Below are 14,807 nucleotides of genomic sequence, written 5' to 3'. Positions count from 1 at the left end.
TGAGGGGCTGTATGGGGTCTTGTGTGTGCTGGTGGCCGTGGCTCAGGTGTGACTACTCCAATCCGGCTTGTCATTACTACCGTGGTTGACGTAGGCCCCGACAATTACCCGTTGCCACTCACCGACCGGCTGACCCGCTGCATTACAGGCGCAGCGAAAGCGGGCGAAGTTAATCTCTCGTGGCAGGTGCTCACGCATATCCCGTGGACTGACAAAGAGCGTGGTCTTGTGCAACACAGGGTTGGGGGCCACCAGCGGGCCACCAATACGTCGCCCCTCCACATCGTGGGCATAGGCAAAGCCCGGCAGCATCAACTGCTGACTGATGAGCTTGGCAAGCCCTGAGTGAGCACACATGGCCTCCGCTACGGCGGCCTGGCTAAAGCTGTCGTTGAACTCAATCATGGGTGTTTCTCCTTTTCCTCCGGTGAACGGTAAGCCGCTGCCAGCAGCGCAAACTGTTCGACCAGGTAACTGATGCTGATGCCCAGTTCATCGCTGACCCCATCCCCCAAACGGTGATGCAGGTGAGCCATGTCATCGGCGATACGTTGGGCTAGGTGGGCCATTGAACTCGGTGGCGAGCTTGCCACTGTCAGGGTGATGTAGAGATCCATCACATCTCTCCCCAGGGTGCTTGCTCCCACAGTGACAGCCGGGTCAGCACGTCTTGCGCCAGCGCCTGCTGCAACTGCTGTATTACCTTCACCAGCCGTGGGGCCTGCTCAGGACTCCCGCTCCATTCGCTCGACTGGTACAGGGCGCAGCAGGTGAATTTGTAGAGGGCTACCAGTTCGGCATCGGTGAGTGGTGCCTGGTGGTAACGATGGGCAGGTTTAAGCGGCCCCAGCTTGTTCGAGCGGTGCTGATGTGGTTCCTTGTGGCCCTGCTGACGCCCAAGCTGATAGCGATGCCAAACAGCACGGCGATTGGCGAGCATCATCAACCGTACCAGCCGGTCAACCCGCCACGTCCAGGTGCTGGTCGTGTCTGCTGGCGGCTGCCACCAGAGGGTGCGCAGTAGCTCCAGGGTGTAGTGCGGTGGCATGGGGGCATTGCAAAAGCGATGTAGCTGCACGGCAAAGGCTAGGTAATCCTTGCGGTCAATCATGAAGGCAGACATTGAGTGACTCCTTGAAATGAACAAGGCCACCTGTAGTGAGGTGGCCTTGCTGGGGGGATCGGAATATCCGGATCATGGTGTTGGCGCGGATGATCCGGGTTTGGGGATGCTGGCGTTATTCGTGCGCCTGCTCTGCGTCTGGGTAAGCCGCATCAAACAGGATGGCGTAGAGCGCACAATCAATGCCGTTGACGGCATCGTGATGCAGGTAATAGGGCGGTGCGTCTCGGGAGCACTCGAAGTAGTCGCCAAAGCAGCTGAGGCATTCGCGGATCTCGATGGTGGATCCCCGCAGCAAGGCCTCTTCAAGCTGCCTGGCATAACCCTCGTCATCACGCGCCTTGGTGACGGCTTTTTCCAGTAATGCCAGCGCCTCCTCGTTGCAGGCAGTAGCCAGACGATGGCGCAGCTTGCTCAGGGTTTCCTCAAGGGAATAGGGGTTAGGTAATCGCATCGCTCATTTCTCTTTTGGAACGGACTAATGGCGCAGCTGATGCAGCAGCGCATCAATAGCCTCGATACTATCGGCCTGGGTGAGCAGGGAGCCGTTAGGCAGGTGAGCCACGATGGCGGGCTCGGTCTGCATCTCGACGTTGTCTGCCAGCCAACAGCGCAACTCGATGAGGATATCGAGGGCGGTGAGGTGGGTTTTGCCTGGGGTCTGGTTCATAGCTGACCTCTTTCGGCCATCGAGACTAAGCCCTCAGCACCGACCACCAGATGGTCAAGCAATCGCACATCGACCAGCGCCAAGGCTTCTTTGAGGGCCTGGGTAAAGACCCTGTCAGATTGACTGGGTTCCGGGTCACCGCTGGGGTGATTGTGCACCGCGATGATGGCCCCACTGTTGAGCAGTATGGCCCGCTTGACCACTTCCCGTGGGTAGATACTGGCGCTGTCCAAGGTGCCGCGAAACAGCTCCTCAAAGGCCAGTACACGATGTTGGGAGTCGAGGAACAGTGCACCAAACACTTCGTGCTCCCGGTCCTGCAGCAGGGTCTGCAGCCGCTCAGCGGCCTCTGTGGTACTGGTGATGGCGGAGCCTTTGGCAAGACGCTTGCGAGCAATCTGATTGGCGATACGCAACAGGTCTTGCTCGGTCACGGGTTCGGTGACGACATAGGTGCCGGGGCATTCCCCGGCTTTCAGCTTGTGGTAACGCATAGTGGAATTCTCCAAATAAACAAAACCCCGACACGCATGAAGCATGTCGGGGTTAAAGGTAGAGCGGTTGTTGGTTCACTTTGAGGGGTGTTCAGTTGGCCTTGGTGGCGGCGTCTGCTCCTGCTCCGGCTGTAGGGGCACGCTTCACCGGCATCAGCGCTCCGGGGACCAGTACGTTGAGCGGGATAGCGAGTGCAATACTCAGCCGTTCCGCTAGTTCATAGGCGGGACCAATGGTGTCGTAGTCAGCTACCCAGGTCGCCAGGGCAAGACCGCTGGCCTCCATCGCTCGCAGGTAGACGCTGTAGCCCTGAACCGCCAGGCTACTGCCGCGCACCACCTGAGTTTCCCCCTCTCGATTGATGGCTTCCAGCTCAACGGCTATCGGTTGTTTGGACATCGTGTGTCTCCTCTTGCGGTAAGGGGTCACTCTCCACGCGATAACCGTGATTAGTGCAGGTACGCTGCAGGTCAGCCAGGAAACTTGCCAACACACGGGGTTGCTCGGTGAGAGAAACCGGTCCTGCCTGGCTGCGCCAAAAACAGTGACGAGTGGGGTCCACGCAAATTTCATCTATCGGCTGGCTCATCGTGCGCCAATCCTCGGCATTGGTGAGGGAGAGCAGTTGCCACTGCACCCCAGACCAGCGCAGGTGCAGCGTAACGGTGCGGGCATGGGGGCTATCAGGAGTGATGTGTAGTAACCAGCGCTGGCCACGGTGGCGCGGTTGTATCTTGGCCTTGGCGGCGACCAGTCCCAGCCACTGGCGCGAGGTGTGGGAGAGCGGCAGTTCGTTAGTCATCACACACCTCCTACTCCCCGCTGACCGTGACGGTGAAATATCCCAACTGGGCGTAGCTAATGAAATTGCGCTGCCACAGGGCAAACAGCTCCCGTGCTTCCACGCCGGGCAGTGGTCCCCAGCCTTGCAGATAGTGCTCGTCGCAAGAGAGGTTGAAGTCGAGCTCTTTGCAGAGCTCGGCATCCTGGCCTAGCCCCTGGTAACTGAAGTCGGTGATGTAATCGAATACCCAGCCGTGCAATCCCCGAATAAGCCGCAGCTCTACCGGATGGACGCCACCCGTCTCGGCACTGTAGCCGGGGCTGCGAAAGTTGAAGGTCAGGGTCGAGAGGTCGGTGAGGTCGAACTGTTGTTCCCGCACGACGCTGCGCAGTAAGTCAGGCAGCTCGGGCGAAATCGGCAGGGCCATCCCTGCCAAGTGAAATGGCATGGTCATCTTGGTGTGTCCTTTCGTATCGAATGTGAGACGCGTTAATCCCTGAACCAGCGCCAGGCGCGGTAGAGGCTGTAGGTGGCAGCCAAGGGCGCCGCCAGCGAGGTGGCCGAACTCCCCAGCAACGCACCGACTGCAGCGGTCACCACAGTCGTTGCTGATGGATTCAGTGCCGTGCTGGTGGCCATGCAAGGCAGGGCCGCAAGGGTAGGCTGCCGAGCCACAGAGTGAAGCGCCTGATGTGCGATACACCCCGTGGCAATCAGCTGGTTAATCTGCTTGCTGTAGTGAAAGCCCTCGATACACCAGAGCACGAAGTGCTCGCAGTTGTTAAAGAGCGTGCTGTAGTGCGCCTCTCCAAGACGGGAGTAAGCGCGGTCGATACTCTCCTCCCGGTTGAACGCTCGTGCGCTATGGTGCTGGATGCGATAACCCCGCCCTTGGCTAAACTCGGCAAGCGTGGTGATAGCTATCTGACCGGAATGTATTCCGGCACTGACCCCCTGGTAGTGGATAACCTGATGGTCTCCCAGATAGATACCGTGGTGCTGGTAACCGGTGCGGGGTGAAACGAGGTGGTCCCCCGGTTGTGGTAATGGCATGAACCGTTCCTTAAATAAAATGCTGTAATGACCCAGCCGTTCCTGCACAACTAAGCGGCTTCGGCATAGGCCTGCGCCGGTGTTTTCATCTTTAGCGCCTGGTGAGGACGCTTCTGGTTGTAAAACTGGATCCAGTCGCCAATCACCCGACTGGCATGCTGCAAGGTCTCGAACCTCTGCCGATGGGCACACTGCTCCTTGAGCGTTCTGATCACCCGCTCGACCATGCCGTTTTGTTCCGGCGTGTACGGCGTGATGAACTCCTGCTGCAACCCATAGCTCTTCACCAGTGCTGTGTAGTTGCGGCTGGTAAACACCAACCCATTGTCGCTACGTAACAAAAACGGCGATGCAACTCGTCCCAAGCTGCCGAAGCGAGCAATTAAGGCTTGCTCCAGCGCTGCCTCGGCCGTTTTCGATTTACCACTGCGCGAGAGATGCCATCCCAGTAGTTCACGGGTATGGCAATCAATCACCAGCGCCAAGGAACACCAGCCATCGCGACCAGCCCAGATCCGGCATAGGTCCGTCGCCCAGCGTTGGTTGGGCGCTGAGGCCACCGAAGGCAGGGCCTGGATCCGGGGGCGAAACCCAACCGGACGCTTGCGAACTTGCCAGCCCTTGAGCTGGAAGATGCGCTGTACCGTGTTCTTGTTGAACCCCAACAGGGCTGCAACCGTCCGGTAACCGAACGATGGGTTCTCCTCAATCATGTTTTTGATCGGGGTGACCAGATGCTCCTGAAGCTTGGGCGCGGCCTTGACGCTGCGGTAGTACCAACTACGACGCGGCAGGCCAAACCAGCGGCAGAGCTTGCTGACGGAGACATCAATACCTTCTGCGCGTAATCCCTGCTGAACATCGGCGACTATCTGTCGTCCTCGCCCAGCAGGGAGGCCAGCTTTTTTCTGGCGCGTAACTCCAGCATGGCCTCGCCATAAGCTTCCTGGAGTTCCTTGAGCTGCTTCTCGTACTGCTCGCGAATATCCAGTGGCTTGGCCCGTAAGGCGTTTTCCATGCCCCGTTTGGCGTCATCTACCCATTCTTCAATCTCGGAGGGCGGCAAATCAAAGGCTCGAGCCGCTTCGGCGACGGTGGTCTTGCCCTGAATGATTTCCATGACCAAGGCGGACTTGCGCTTGGCCGTCCAACGTTTGATTTCTTCGTCCATCGTGATGCTCATGTCTGTGATCTCCACTCATTATGACCTGAGCAGGATTTCAGTGGGTCATTACAATGCGGCATAAAACAGAGGGCACCCGAAGGTGCCCTGATGGTGGTGAATGTGTGGTGGCTGGTGGTCAGGGCTGCTTGCGCAGCGTTAAGCTGTTGGCATCCCATACCCAGCGCTGACGAGGATTGCCGGGCAGGTCGAGGGTGAAACCGTTGGGGGCGGGGGTCAGCTTGCCTTCGTCGCTGCAGGTACCAAAGGGCTGTGAAAGCATGGTCAGCGCCCCCGTCTGAGCGACCGCGAACTGATAGAGTACCGGGCATGCCACACCGCCACTGTGCAGCTCAAACAAGACCGCCTGCCCATTGGCCAGCGGCAATCGGTGCGTGAGCGTGATGGCGTCATATTCATCGGTGCGCAGCAGTACCTCACCCCCATACCGGATCTCGATGTTGTAATCGTCATTTTTCACGATGGTAAATGACGCGGTACTTGATGCGGCTGACGAGGGTGCAAAGGAGGGTTCGAAGTAACGGCTACCATCCGAGTAGGTCAGCATCATGCCGTTCAGTGAAACCGGCTGGCTGACACTGGGGATGAGCCTTGGCTCATCTTCATCCAGCGGCATCAACATGATGCGTTCCCCTTTCGAGGTCTCTATCCAAAACTGCATGCTGGCGAAATTGAGGGTGCCCTCAACGTTGGCCGGTACCCGTTTAGTGACCGTTGGCACAGTGAACTGGGGCGCCGCCCAGGTCGGTAAAGCAAACAGCGATAACCATGTGCACCACAGTGCCAGTCTGATTTTTTCTGTCATGTCACTCTCCAAACGAGTTATTCAATGGTGTAAGAGGCATTGCCCAGATTGGTGAAGAGGATGACCTCCCTCAATCGGCACGGCTCGGTCATGACCAGCCGCCAGCTTTCGGTGTAATTGAGCTTGAGTGGGAAATGGGTCCCCCCAAGCTGACCACCGATGTCATTGCGCAGCATCACCCGGCAGTCAGAGGGGGCTATACAATTTCCTTGGTGAAAGCGAGGCTCGTCACATTTTGAGAGAGCGCAGCGCCCCTTCTTTGGCGGCTAACATTTTGATGAATTCAGGGGCCCACTTCCTTCCCGTAACAATATCAATAATCGTCCTGTCGCTCATCTTAGGTACGTTATAAATGAGCTTGATGATAAGGCCACCCAAGCTATTGCCATTTATAGTTGTAAGCGTTTTCCAAAGTCCCATATTACCAACCTTCATGATTCAATTTTGACCATTAACATGTGCATCCGATAATCAACTATCTCTGCAAATCAACCAGTAAAGTAATCCGGCTAAAATCGGGTCAATTATAAGTCCGAGAATGAACCAGCCCCAGAATGAGCGTCCGTTACCAGCCGCAACAAATCCCAGTAATAAAGCAAGTCCAACCCAGATCAGGACTAATGGCATGAGGAGTCTCCTGTAATGTGTAAATGGCAAAAGAAAGCCGGGCCGATAAGGCGAATCTATCGGGTAGGCGAGACATTCGAGTAATGTCAGTGGGAGTGCTGGATCGATAACCAGACTCAGTCAACAAAGTGGCCAGAGGTGAGATCGTGTCGAACTCCTTTCGATGTTGGGGTGACTACTTCACTAAATTAGATCTAATGAGGTGATCCTCATCCCAAAGGGTCCTTAATGTCAATAAGTCCATGGCCAACCATACAGGTTGACTGGAGGACTTATGACAGACATCAACTTTGACGATCTAGCCAAAAGCGTCGGTAAAGCGATTGGACGGCAACGCCAACAAGCGGGACTGACCCAGGATCAAGTCGCAGAGCACCTGGATATCGGGATGGAAGCGGTCTCTCGGATGGAGCGGGGAAAAGTGGTGCCTACCGTGGTGCGGTTGGCAGAGCTCGCCCAGCTGTTTGAGTGTGAGCTTGCAGACTTCCTGCGTGAGACCAGCAACCGCCCCACCGAACAAGGCATTGTGCTCAGCCAACAGTTGGCTAAGCTCGATACAGAGGACAGAGCGCTGGTGCTGGAGGTGGTAGATAAGCTGGTGGCACGATTGGCCCCTTAACAGCTCGCAGTGCGCATCTGTGACTGACTGACACCCGATGCCAGGGTCAATAACTTGGGAGGCCGTAATGGCGCTCCCAAGCAGCTTCACAGCGATATCTGTTTACTCTCCCTTGATAATATCTATCTGAGTTCCTTTTCAATCAGACCGACAGAACAATAACCTAGGTCTGCCAAGGCGAGGTTGGCGTGATGGTCTCTCCATACGCCCGAAGGTCCGACGACCAGCTGGCAATACCGCCAATATTTGCGTATCCAGCTTGGTCAGATAACTCAGCGCATTAATCAGGTTTATGCGCTTGGTTGTATCGCTGTAGTGGACCATCCCAATACCATCAGTTCCCCATTCCCGATATTCCTCCCGCCTGACCTGACAATTGAAATAGCTCCCGTTATTGTCGGACATATCTTCCCATACCTCTCCCAGCGCTATACCCAGCGAGATATCTCGTTGGTGAACTGCCCCATTAAAAATGAACGTAATGTGGGTATGGAAACGTCTATCAACACCGAACTCCAGTTTCCAGATATAGCCTAACAGAGCGGGATATTTGTTCTGTACTCGACGAAGGTAACAATTCCGATCTTCCGTCACGAGGTCTAACGTGAGCTGGTCGTAGTAGTCTTCGTGATAGCCGATATCCAATCGGATGACTAATAGCTTGGCATGCTGGTCGAATAGGCTATTAACATACGTCGCTATACTGAGCTGATTGCGGTTCTTAGCGCGTTTGAGGTTATTGAGGCGCTTACGGTGCGCCTTACTCTTGAACTCTCTTAGAAACGCATACAGCGCGTTATTAATATCCCTGGCTAATTCGTCACCGACATCACTATCGAGATATCGCTCATGGATGAGATGCAATCCATAAACCTCTCGCATATGCGTTAGGAATAGCGCTACCGTTGGATGCGCTGACGATACCTCCTCATGACAATAAAAATAATCACATACGGTATCCAACGCATTAAAGAGTTTGGTTGATAGCCTACGACCAATGCAAGTAATGCGTGACTTACCTGGGGCTGAATAAACAGCCCTGACAATAGGAAGCGCTGTATTTTGGAGTCGGTCTGTTAAGGTTAGGATATCTAATAGCCTGACTGAATTAAACATGAAGGCCTCGCTTAGGCAGGAGTAACCCTACGCTGTGTGATAGACACACGCGTATATAGGGGCGATTGGTGGAGTGGTATTGGCTAACTATGCTGGTGGTAGCATGACCACCACATGGGAGTGGTGTAATGGTACTCGATAGTGGTTATTGGTTGTATATGGGTGGCTGTACATAGCGTAGGAATAGTATTGAATAGAAGTAATGTTTAATGAATGGTAGTGATATCAAATAATAAATATACCTAAACGTGATACGCATGCCTTACCTACGAAAACGCCAAAAACATATATAAGAAGGCATGGCTATTTCCCTAACCCATGAGCCTATCAAGGCATGATTTATAACACTGGAAGTTATGGAGCTCACTAGGGATGGAAAAAATGTATTCAAGACTGGCTGCGATGAATAAGCCAGCTATCAACATCGTGTTCAAACCAACCAATAGAGGACTGACCTATCTTGAAGGGTTTGGGGAATGTCTCGTCATAACGAGGGGACTTGGGATTAAGCCAGTCATAGATAGTAGACCTAGACATGCCAATCTTGTTGATGAGGTCTTTGATGCGCAGGACTTTGATGGTGTTGTTCATGGTGTACTCCTGATGATGTAGTGGGTTGTTTCATCAGAAGAGCGGGCCAGTGAAAAAAAAGATGGTAGTTCAGCGAGCTGAGTGGTCATGATGCCAAATACAAGTATGTGCCTTCATATTGGTAGCTTTCTATGGTTTGGAATGGTCACCCTCTCGGTGCACATAGGTAGCGATAGCCGGAGTAGTAGCCATAGGTAGGAGCATGCACATAGCCCATGGAGAATGAGTGAAAATTCAGATGAGCTTCGCTTTGCCATGCAAAGTCACTTCCCATGTTAAGTGTGATCATGGTTATGTACCGTGATTTTTAGCTAAGTGTGCGAATCGGACATCTAGAAGTCCGCCATTTTACTTCTTTGCATTTTTATCGTGATATTCAGCCGGAGTTATGGTTATTTGATAGACAAGTAATTCATCATCATAGCTAGTGACGTAAAAGGAGAATACTCATGACTGACGAAATTGATGTGATAGCAAAAGAAGAAAGGAGGAAGGTAGATAAGGGAGAAACAGAAGAAATAATTAAAAAGTTTTCAATTTATGAGTATAGCGATTCCCTACTGAAAGCAGCTCAAAGAAATAGAACTTATGCCCATATTGCAGCTACGATAAGTAGAGGTCTTATGCTCAAAACATCTGAAATTGATGACTATAGACTTCATTTTATAAAATCTTTTGGGGTGAATCGGCGCCATTACCTGAAAAGAAGTCGGATTGTTTCGGGTGACGCTGATTTCTTTGAACGAATTTTTATGTTGCTTAGATATATTGGGACTATTCGAAAATACAGTTACTACCATTTACCTATGATTGGTCGGCGGATTTTTGAAATAAGTAATTTGGAAGATGAGCAGAGTGTTAGCAAGGCATTCGAATTAATAAAAGATAGAATGGTAAGTCAAAAGGATTTATTGCCTGTGTATAGTGCGGCACAGAAGAAAGAGATTAGAAAGATACTTAGAAAGCTAATTTTGTCAAATATTAATGCATTTATTTCAGATGAAGACTTTGGGAGGCGTTTCAATGTGCATCCTGCAGTGCCATACTTTATTAAAGCTATAAAGTTTCATAGACTGTCAATTGATGGTGATATTGATTTCAATGAATATTACTCAGATGATGTTATTGGTGGGTTGGTAAGCTTTCTTAACGTTGTCTTTGACTCGAACAGCTATAAAGAAAGTGTAAGGGTGAGAGTGTTTAATGTTGAGCAAAATATTAAATCCATCTTTGGCTACGTAAAAGAAAAAGAGGAAGGAAAAGCTCATTATGTGGTCAGATTTAGTTTGGGTTTCAAACCAGAGATAGAGAATATGTATGCTGAAGATGATGACATCCATATCGAGTCTAGTAATGTAGCTACACCGTCTGAAAAAAAAGACTTGGATAAAGATCCATTGAAAATGTCTTCCCAAACCGAAGGCTTCAAATACAAGCTAGAAGAGTTAGTCGATGGGCGGCGCAAGCTCTTTATAAACTGCTCGAGAAACCCATTATTTAGGCATGTGGATGGATATATTTGGAAGTTGGACTATTGCTCTATCAGAGGATACTACATGCATGTTTTTTTGTTTTTAGGTCGAGGCTGGGAGCATAAACTTGACATAAGAGAGACGATGGGGCAACTCTGGAAAAGCACTATCATAAAGGACGGTAAAGGGGATGTTTTTGCTTATCCTGGAGATAGGTATGAGTTTAATTTAATGGATGGTGACAATAGTTGCCATGCTTTATATGAAGAGTTAGAGGCTCTATTTAGGCAGGATATTTTAGCCCATGTAGACACAACCCGTTCAAATGGTAAAAAAGCACGTTCTTTTGGCAAGGGATCGCAACACAAGCCAGTAAGGAATAGATCTAAATATAAATTTTCGCAACAGCCTAAGGATTAAGATAAATCCACAAAATTGAGCCGTGGATTACTCACGCCAGCTAAAAAAACAAAATTCGCAACTTTTTGCGTTATACTTTCATGGCTTGAGCGAAGTATTGCTCGAATCTGTGCTTTCTGACATGCCAGAGGCGATAAGGGCGAGTATGCCAAGTGGCAAAGGGTCTATCAGGATCACCGGCAGCAGACCACCTGACAGGCAAGGCTAATGGCCAGGGAAGGCGCCGCATCAGCTTTGTGCTCATCAGGTGGCTGCGTAGCATAACGGAGCAGACAACAAGATGGCACTAGCTGTACAGGCTGGGTAAAAATACATGGAGGGTAAACCCGGTGTACCCTCCATAGGCACAGTCTACAAATCACTGAAGAAAGTGCTGTGCTCCCCTACCCCACTTGTAGATGCACAATATTGTCTGGCGGTTGTTCTGATGGGTTTAAAATCCCTCCCCACAACTCCAGCGCCATTTTTTGTTCCGGTAACCGAACCGTATGAACATAGTGAGCCATTACACCAGGTAGAGCATGGCCTAAAATTTGTTCCACGACATGAGGGGCAATCCCAGCCTCGTTTAGGCGGGTCGCCAAGCTCCTTCGCAGATCGTGCCATGTCCAAGGGGCGCTATGCCCGAGCCGCTTCCAAATCCCCCTTCCCCACTGACTTACCGCTTCTGGTCGCTTGAGTTCCCCTAGCAAGTATGGGGATGACTGTGCGGCGGCGGCTTTCAGCAAGGCGTCTATCGTCGGCCGAATAAAATCAGGTATTGGTCTCACGATTTTATTACCTGTTTTTGAGTTAGACGCAGGTACTGTCCATGTACCTTCGGCTAGATTCCATTCTTCGGGTGCTGATAGCCGAGCTTCTTGAGTTCTTGCACCGAACGACAATAGAATCTTGGCCAAATTTCCGTAGTAGCAATATGGACCTAGCTTCTCAGCCCAATCCCATAGTGTTCGCAGTTCTTCTAGCGTCAGAACCCTATCTCGCTTACTTGCTTTTTGCCCAACATCAGCGACGGTCAAGTCATCCAATGCATTACTCACTGCAAACTGTCTGACACGGCAAAACTTCAGAGCATGCTTACAGTTTTGGAAACAATACCCACTAGCCACAGGTGCTACCTTCGAGTATTCGTCAAAGACGCTCAACCAGTGACGAGTATCACAATCTGACAAAGGAAGATCTCCGATACGGGGATAGACCCACTTAGCAAATTGCTGGCGATGCTTCTCACTGTTCGACCTTTTCTTATCGGCGTGATGGCAGAGCCAATACTCGAGTGCATCTTTAACCGTGACAGGCTTAAGCCTTTCATCTTTCCCGATCCTAGTCATCAAGGCGGGATCATTGCCCTCTTCCAACCAAGCTCGACATTGCGCCGCCTTTTTCCTTGCCTCGGAAAGCGACAGCCCCCCCTCTTGGCCGGTATAGGATCCCAGAGTCAGATTTTTTGCCTTGCCTAAAATTCGATAGCGGTACACAAAGCTGACTTTTCCGCTATTCCTCCACAGAACAGATAGCCCATCTCTGTCTGCAACCTTTCTGGGTGTATCATCATCGTGACCACGCAGCATTGCTTTGAGTTTTGAATCTGAGATTGCCATTTTGAACCCACATTTGAACCCACACTTGTCTTATATATCCTAAGATGGCTTTAGACAAGAAAGGTAATTTTAAAGATAAAAATCAGATAGATAGACTACACTTGGGGGCGACATCAAACAGCATTAGACAGATAGTGTGATAATACGGCATGAACTGATTTCAGTCAGCCTGCTGCAGTGCAGACGAAGGCGTATCCCAGCAATGGGATACGCCTTTTTCTATGCCCGGCGTTTACCCTCTCACTCCACCGCCAGCTTGATGCCAAGCCCCACAAACATCCCCCCCATCAGGCGGTTGAGCCAGCGGCCCAACCAGCCAGGCAAGGCCACCCTGCGGCTCGCATAGGCGGTCGAGAAGGCCAGCAGATGGCACCAGATCATGCCGTTGAAATTGAAGATGCAGCCCAGCACGATGAAGGCCAGCGCCTTCTGCGGTGCATCGGGAGCGATGAACTGGGGAACAAAGGCGAGAAAGAACAGGGCTACCTTGGGGTTGAGCACATTGGTCAGCAACCCTTGCCGGAAGATCCGGCCGTAGGAGAGCACAGGTAGCCGCACGGCAGGCTCGCGCACAGTCGGTGAGCCAGCCCCTTGCCACAGGAGCGAGCCGCCCAGATAGACCAGGTAGAGCGCCCCCATCAACTTGATGACGGCGAACAGCTCGGTTGAGGCACTCAGCAGAGCCGACAGTCCCAGCGCCGCCGCCAGCACATGCACCATGGTCCCCGTCCCTATTCCCAGCGCCGCCACCGAACCGGCCCGCCAGCCTTGTGAACCGCTGCGCAACATGATGAGCAGGGAGTCCGGTCCCGGCATCATGTTCAACAGCAGGCCGGATACGACAAACAACGCCAGATCGTGGATCCCCAACATACACAGCTCCTTATGCCTGAAAGAGACAGTCTATGGATCCAGCCTTCCTTGTCATCCCCCGCAGCAGCAATAGTGATCATCGACAAATGGAATAGCTGGACAGCCCAAGCGCTACAAGCTGTCAGATCCAGTGGCTGGAGGGTACGGTGAGGTTTGAAAATGAGAAGATGAACATCGAGATATCGAGTGTTCAGCAACACCAATCTAGCGGTACTGAAGCAGTCACGACAAAGGGGGAGCAATAATTAGAGCTGGCACCAAGACCACAACACGCTGAATTTCAGGCAATAAAAAACCCCGCTCAGATGAGCGGGGTTTCTTGTATTGGGTGCCTGGCAGTGTCCTACTCTCGCATGGCGAATGCCACACTACCATCGGCGCTACCGCGTTTCACTTCTGAGTTCGGCATGGGTTCAGGTGGTTCCACGGCGCTATGGCCGCCAGGCAAATTCTTCAATCTTGGAAAGCTGACGTGAATAACGACCCAGTCATTATCACTGAATAAGTAGTTCGTTCATTCGCTACAAGGCCCAGAACACTTCTTGGGTGTTGTATGGTTAAGCCTCACGGGTAATTAGTATGGGTTAGCTCAACACGTCGCCGCGCTTACACACCCCACCTATCAACGTTGTGGTCTCCAACGGCCCTTTAGGACCCTCAAGGGGTCAGGGATGACTCATCTCAGGGCTCGCTTCCCGCTTAGATGCTTTCAGCGGTTATCGATTCCGAACTTAGCTACCGGGCAGTGCCACTGGCGTGACAACCCGAACACCAGAGGTTCGTTCACTCCGGTCCTCTCGTACTAGGAGCAACTCCCTTCAATCATCCAACGCCCACGGCAGATAGGGACCGAACTGTCTCACGACGTTCTGAACCCAGCTCGCGTACCACTTTAAATGGCGAACAGCCATACCCTTGGGACCGACTTCAGCCCCAGGATGTGATGAGCCGACATCGAGGTGCCAAACACCGCCGTCGATATGAACTCTTGGGCGGTATCAGCCTGTTATCCCCGGAGTACCTTTTATCCGTTGAGCGATGGCCCTTCCATTCAGAACCACCGGATCACTATGACCTACTTTCGTACCTGCTCGACCTGTCCGTCTCGCAGTTAAGCTGGCTTATGCCATTGCACTAACCTCCTGATGTCCGACCAGGATTAGCCAACCTTCGTGCTCCTCCGTTACTCTTTGGGAGGAGACCGCCCCAGTCAAACTACCCACCAGGCACTGTCCGCGACCCAGATTCATGGGCCTGCGTTAGAACATCAAACATACAAGGGTGGTATTTCAAGGACGGCTCCAGCGCAACTGGCGTCACGCCTTCAAAGCCTCCCACCTATCCTACACATGTAGGTTCAATGTTCAGTGCCAAG

General features: G+C 52.1%; 22 protein-coding genes and 2 rRNA genes (1 of these 24 only partly in view). 2 read left to right on the top strand and 22 right to left on the bottom strand.

What is annotated here, in order from left to right; all coding sequences use genetic code 11:
• Window positions 1-42: 42 nt before the first annotated feature.
• From ACPW75_RS01170 to ACPW75_RS01095, 16 genes are all read right to left on the bottom strand, one after another.
• On the bottom strand, window positions 43-405 hold the full coding sequence (locus ACPW75_RS01170; protein ID WP_113721838.1) for a hypothetical protein: 363 nt from the start codon (window positions 403-405) through the stop codon (window positions 43-45).
• On the bottom strand, window positions 402-617 hold the full coding sequence (locus ACPW75_RS01165) for a hypothetical protein (RefSeq protein ID WP_201983871.1): 216 nt from the start codon (window positions 615-617) through the stop codon (window positions 402-404). The genes ACPW75_RS01170 and ACPW75_RS01165 overlap by 4 nt, the downstream gene beginning before the upstream one ends.
• The gene (locus ACPW75_RS01160) at window positions 617-1,123 is read right to left on the bottom strand and encodes a hypothetical protein (RefSeq protein ID WP_077098445.1); all 507 of its coding nucleotides are present in this window, start codon (window positions 1,121-1,123) and stop codon (window positions 617-619) included. Before ACPW75_RS01160 ends, ACPW75_RS01165 begins: the two co-directional genes overlap by 1 nt.
• 115 nt (window positions 1,124-1,238) lie before the next feature.
• The gene (locus ACPW75_RS01155; RefSeq protein WP_174218935.1) at window positions 1,239-1,577 is read right to left on the bottom strand and encodes a hypothetical protein; all 339 of its coding nucleotides are present in this window, start codon (window positions 1,575-1,577) and stop codon (window positions 1,239-1,241) included.
• A gap of 24 nt (window positions 1,578-1,601) precedes the next feature.
• On the bottom strand, window positions 1,602-1,793 hold the full coding sequence (locus ACPW75_RS01150) for a hypothetical protein (protein WP_077098430.1): 192 nt from the start codon (window positions 1,791-1,793) through the stop codon (window positions 1,602-1,604).
• Window positions 1,790-2,287: a RadC family protein gene (gene radC / locus ACPW75_RS01145; protein WP_042045083.1), complete on the bottom strand. Its 498-nt coding sequence runs from the start codon at window positions 2,285-2,287 to the stop codon at window positions 1,790-1,792. The genes ACPW75_RS01150 and radC overlap by 4 nt, the downstream gene beginning before the upstream one ends.
• Before the next feature lie 91 nt (window positions 2,288-2,378).
• Complete coding sequence (locus ACPW75_RS01140) at window positions 2,379-2,687, bottom strand: hypothetical protein (protein ID WP_201983870.1); 309 nt, start codon at window positions 2,685-2,687, stop codon at window positions 2,379-2,381.
• Window positions 2,662-3,090: a hypothetical protein gene (locus tag ACPW75_RS01135; protein WP_049636782.1), complete on the bottom strand. Its 429-nt coding sequence runs from the start codon at window positions 3,088-3,090 to the stop codon at window positions 2,662-2,664. The genes ACPW75_RS01140 and ACPW75_RS01135 overlap by 26 nt, the downstream gene beginning before the upstream one ends.
• A gap of 10 nt (window positions 3,091-3,100) precedes the next feature.
• Window positions 3,101-3,526 carry a DUF2787 family protein gene (locus ACPW75_RS01130; protein WP_201983869.1) on the bottom strand — a complete coding sequence of 142 codons (426 nt, stop codon included), beginning with the start codon at window positions 3,524-3,526 and terminating at the stop codon, window positions 3,101-3,103.
• A gap of 35 nt (window positions 3,527-3,561) precedes the next feature.
• Window positions 3,562-4,125 (bottom strand): lecithin retinol acyltransferase family protein, encoded by a 564-nt coding sequence (locus tag ACPW75_RS01125; RefSeq protein ID WP_201983868.1) that lies wholly within the window; start codon window positions 4,123-4,125, stop codon window positions 3,562-3,564.
• Window positions 4,126-4,175: 50 nt separating this feature from the next.
• A complete protein-coding gene (locus ACPW75_RS01120; RefSeq protein ID WP_223936907.1) occupies window positions 4,176-4,958 on the bottom strand; it encodes an IS3 family transposase in 783 nt (260 codons plus the stop codon).
• Window positions 4,959-4,993: 35 nt separating this feature from the next.
• Window positions 4,994-5,308, bottom strand: coding sequence for a transposase (locus ACPW75_RS01115; RefSeq protein WP_039026396.1), 315 nt, complete (start codon window positions 5,306-5,308; stop codon window positions 4,994-4,996).
• Between the two features lie 118 nt (window positions 5,309-5,426).
• Window positions 5,427-6,113 carry a hypothetical protein gene (locus tag ACPW75_RS01110; protein ID WP_234924359.1) on the bottom strand — a complete coding sequence of 229 codons (687 nt, stop codon included), beginning with the start codon at window positions 6,111-6,113 and terminating at the stop codon, window positions 5,427-5,429.
• Window positions 6,114-6,130: 17 nt separating this feature from the next.
• Complete coding sequence (locus ACPW75_RS01105; protein WP_425904405.1) at window positions 6,131-6,292, bottom strand: hypothetical protein; 162 nt, start codon at window positions 6,290-6,292, stop codon at window positions 6,131-6,133.
• Between the two features lie 49 nt (window positions 6,293-6,341).
• Complete coding sequence (locus ACPW75_RS01100; protein ID WP_162626349.1) at window positions 6,342-6,548, bottom strand: hypothetical protein; 207 nt, start codon at window positions 6,546-6,548, stop codon at window positions 6,342-6,344.
• A 36-nt stretch (window positions 6,549-6,584) separates the two neighbouring features.
• Complete coding sequence (locus ACPW75_RS01095; protein WP_113721835.1) at window positions 6,585-6,740, bottom strand: hypothetical protein; 156 nt, start codon at window positions 6,738-6,740, stop codon at window positions 6,585-6,587.
• 274 nt (window positions 6,741-7,014) lie between these two features.
• Here ACPW75_RS01095 and ACPW75_RS01090 point away from each other — a divergent pair, with 274 nt between their 5' ends.
• Window positions 7,015-7,359 carry a helix-turn-helix domain-containing protein gene (locus tag ACPW75_RS01090; protein WP_043851830.1) on the top strand — a complete coding sequence of 115 codons (345 nt, stop codon included), beginning with the start codon at window positions 7,015-7,017 and terminating at the stop codon, window positions 7,357-7,359.
• A 138-nt stretch (window positions 7,360-7,497) separates the two neighbouring features.
• On the opposite strand, the gene ACPW75_RS01085 is transcribed toward ACPW75_RS01090, so the two are convergent.
• Both ACPW75_RS01085 and ACPW75_RS01080 read right to left on the bottom strand, forming a co-directional pair.
• Window positions 7,498-8,475 carry a YagK/YfjJ domain-containing protein gene (locus ACPW75_RS01085; RefSeq protein WP_234923787.1) on the bottom strand — a complete coding sequence of 326 codons (978 nt, stop codon included), beginning with the start codon at window positions 8,473-8,475 and terminating at the stop codon, window positions 7,498-7,500.
• A gap of 387 nt (window positions 8,476-8,862) precedes the next feature.
• On the bottom strand, window positions 8,863-9,066 hold the full coding sequence (locus ACPW75_RS01080; RefSeq protein WP_034165687.1) for a helix-turn-helix transcriptional regulator: 204 nt from the start codon (window positions 9,064-9,066) through the stop codon (window positions 8,863-8,865).
• A gap of 449 nt (window positions 9,067-9,515) precedes the next feature.
• On the opposite strand from ACPW75_RS01080, the gene ACPW75_RS01075 reads away from it, so the two are divergent.
• On the top strand, window positions 9,516-10,958 hold the full coding sequence (locus tag ACPW75_RS01075; RefSeq protein ID WP_201976394.1) for a hypothetical protein: 1,443 nt from the start codon (window positions 9,516-9,518) through the stop codon (window positions 10,956-10,958).
• Window positions 10,959-11,341: 383 nt separating this feature from the next.
• On the opposite strand, the gene ACPW75_RS01070 is transcribed toward ACPW75_RS01075, so the two are convergent.
• From ACPW75_RS01070 to ACPW75_RS01055, 4 genes are all read right to left on the bottom strand, one after another.
• Window positions 11,342-12,559, bottom strand: a complete 1,218-nt coding sequence (locus ACPW75_RS01070) for a tyrosine-type recombinase/integrase (protein WP_077098358.1) — start codon at window positions 12,557-12,559, stop codon at window positions 11,342-11,344.
• 240 nt (window positions 12,560-12,799) lie between these two features.
• On the bottom strand, window positions 12,800-13,432 hold the full coding sequence (locus ACPW75_RS01065) for a LysE family translocator (RefSeq protein ID WP_077098356.1): 633 nt from the start codon (window positions 13,430-13,432) through the stop codon (window positions 12,800-12,802).
• A gap of 330 nt (window positions 13,433-13,762) precedes the next feature.
• Window positions 13,763-13,877, bottom strand: a 5S ribosomal RNA gene (rrf, locus tag ACPW75_RS01060).
• 108 nt (window positions 13,878-13,985) lie between these two features.
• Window positions 13,986-14,807: ribosomal RNA gene (locus ACPW75_RS01055) — 23S ribosomal RNA — on the bottom strand; it runs 2,067 nt beyond the window's last position.

The sequence above is a fragment of the Aeromonas sp. FL131 genome, assembly GCF_049860615.1.
Taxonomy (GTDB): Bacteria; Pseudomonadota; Gammaproteobacteria; order Enterobacterales; family Aeromonadaceae; genus Aeromonas; species Aeromonas hydrophila.
This window is presented reverse-complemented; position numbering and strand designations above follow the sequence as displayed.

What these genes read in the sequence shown, in the direction of transcription:
- ACPW75_RS01170 (WP_113721838.1), bottom strand. Translation starts at nt 405, where the DNA reads ATGATTGAGTTCAACGACAGCTTTAGCCAGGCCGCCGTAGCGGAGGCC.
- ACPW75_RS01165 (WP_201983871.1), bottom strand. Translation starts at nt 617, where the DNA reads ATGGATCTCTACATCACCCTGACAGTGGCAAGCTCGCCACCGAGTTCA.
- ACPW75_RS01160 (WP_077098445.1), bottom strand. Translation starts at nt 1,123, where the DNA reads ATGTCTGCCTTCATGATTGACCGCAAGGATTACCTAGCCTTTGCCGTG.
- ACPW75_RS01155 (WP_174218935.1), bottom strand. Translation starts at nt 1,577, where the DNA reads ATGCGATTACCTAACCCCTATTCCCTTGAGGAAACCCTGAGCAAGCTG.
- ACPW75_RS01150 (WP_077098430.1), bottom strand. Translation starts at nt 1,793, where the DNA reads ATGAACCAGACCCCAGGCAAAACCCACCTCACCGCCCTCGATATCCTC.
- radC (WP_042045083.1), bottom strand. Translation starts at nt 2,287, where the DNA reads ATGCGTTACCACAAGCTGAAAGCCGGGGAATGCCCCGGCACCTATGTC.
- ACPW75_RS01140 (WP_201983870.1), bottom strand. Translation starts at nt 2,687, where the DNA reads ATGTCCAAACAACCGATAGCCGTTGAGCTGGAAGCCATCAATCGAGAG.
- ACPW75_RS01135 (WP_049636782.1), bottom strand. Translation starts at nt 3,090, where the DNA reads ATGACTAACGAACTGCCGCTCTCCCACACCTCGCGCCAGTGGCTGGGA.
- ACPW75_RS01130 (WP_201983869.1), bottom strand. Translation starts at nt 3,526, where the DNA reads ATGACCATGCCATTTCACTTGGCAGGGATGGCCCTGCCGATTTCGCCC.
- ACPW75_RS01125 (WP_201983868.1), bottom strand. Translation starts at nt 4,125, where the DNA reads ATGCCATTACCACAACCGGGGGACCACCTCGTTTCACCCCGCACCGGT.
- ACPW75_RS01115 (WP_039026396.1), bottom strand. Translation starts at nt 5,308, where the DNA reads ATGAGCATCACGATGGACGAAGAAATCAAACGTTGGACGGCCAAGCGC.
- ACPW75_RS01110 (WP_234924359.1), bottom strand. Translation starts at nt 6,113, where the DNA reads ATGACAGAAAAAATCAGACTGGCACTGTGGTGCACATGGTTATCGCTG.
- ACPW75_RS01100 (WP_162626349.1), bottom strand. Translation starts at nt 6,548, where the DNA reads ATGAAGGTTGGTAATATGGGACTTTGGAAAACGCTTACAACTATAAAT.
- ACPW75_RS01095 (WP_113721835.1), bottom strand. Translation starts at nt 6,740, where the DNA reads ATGCCATTAGTCCTGATCTGGGTTGGACTTGCTTTATTACTGGGATTT.
- ACPW75_RS01090 (WP_043851830.1), top strand. Translation starts at nt 7,015, where the DNA reads ATGACAGACATCAACTTTGACGATCTAGCCAAAAGCGTCGGTAAAGCG.
- ACPW75_RS01085 (WP_234923787.1), bottom strand. Translation starts at nt 8,475, where the DNA reads ATGTTTAATTCAGTCAGGCTATTAGATATCCTAACCTTAACAGACCGA.
- ACPW75_RS01080 (WP_034165687.1), bottom strand. Translation starts at nt 9,066, where the DNA reads ATGAACAACACCATCAAAGTCCTGCGCATCAAAGACCTCATCAACAAG.
- ACPW75_RS01075 (WP_201976394.1), top strand. Translation starts at nt 9,516, where the DNA reads ATGACTGACGAAATTGATGTGATAGCAAAAGAAGAAAGGAGGAAGGTA.
- ACPW75_RS01070 (WP_077098358.1), bottom strand. Translation starts at nt 12,559, where the DNA reads ATGGCAATCTCAGATTCAAAACTCAAAGCAATGCTGCGTGGTCACGAT.
- ACPW75_RS01065 (WP_077098356.1), bottom strand. Translation starts at nt 13,432, where the DNA reads ATGTTGGGGATCCACGATCTGGCGTTGTTTGTCGTATCCGGCCTGCTG.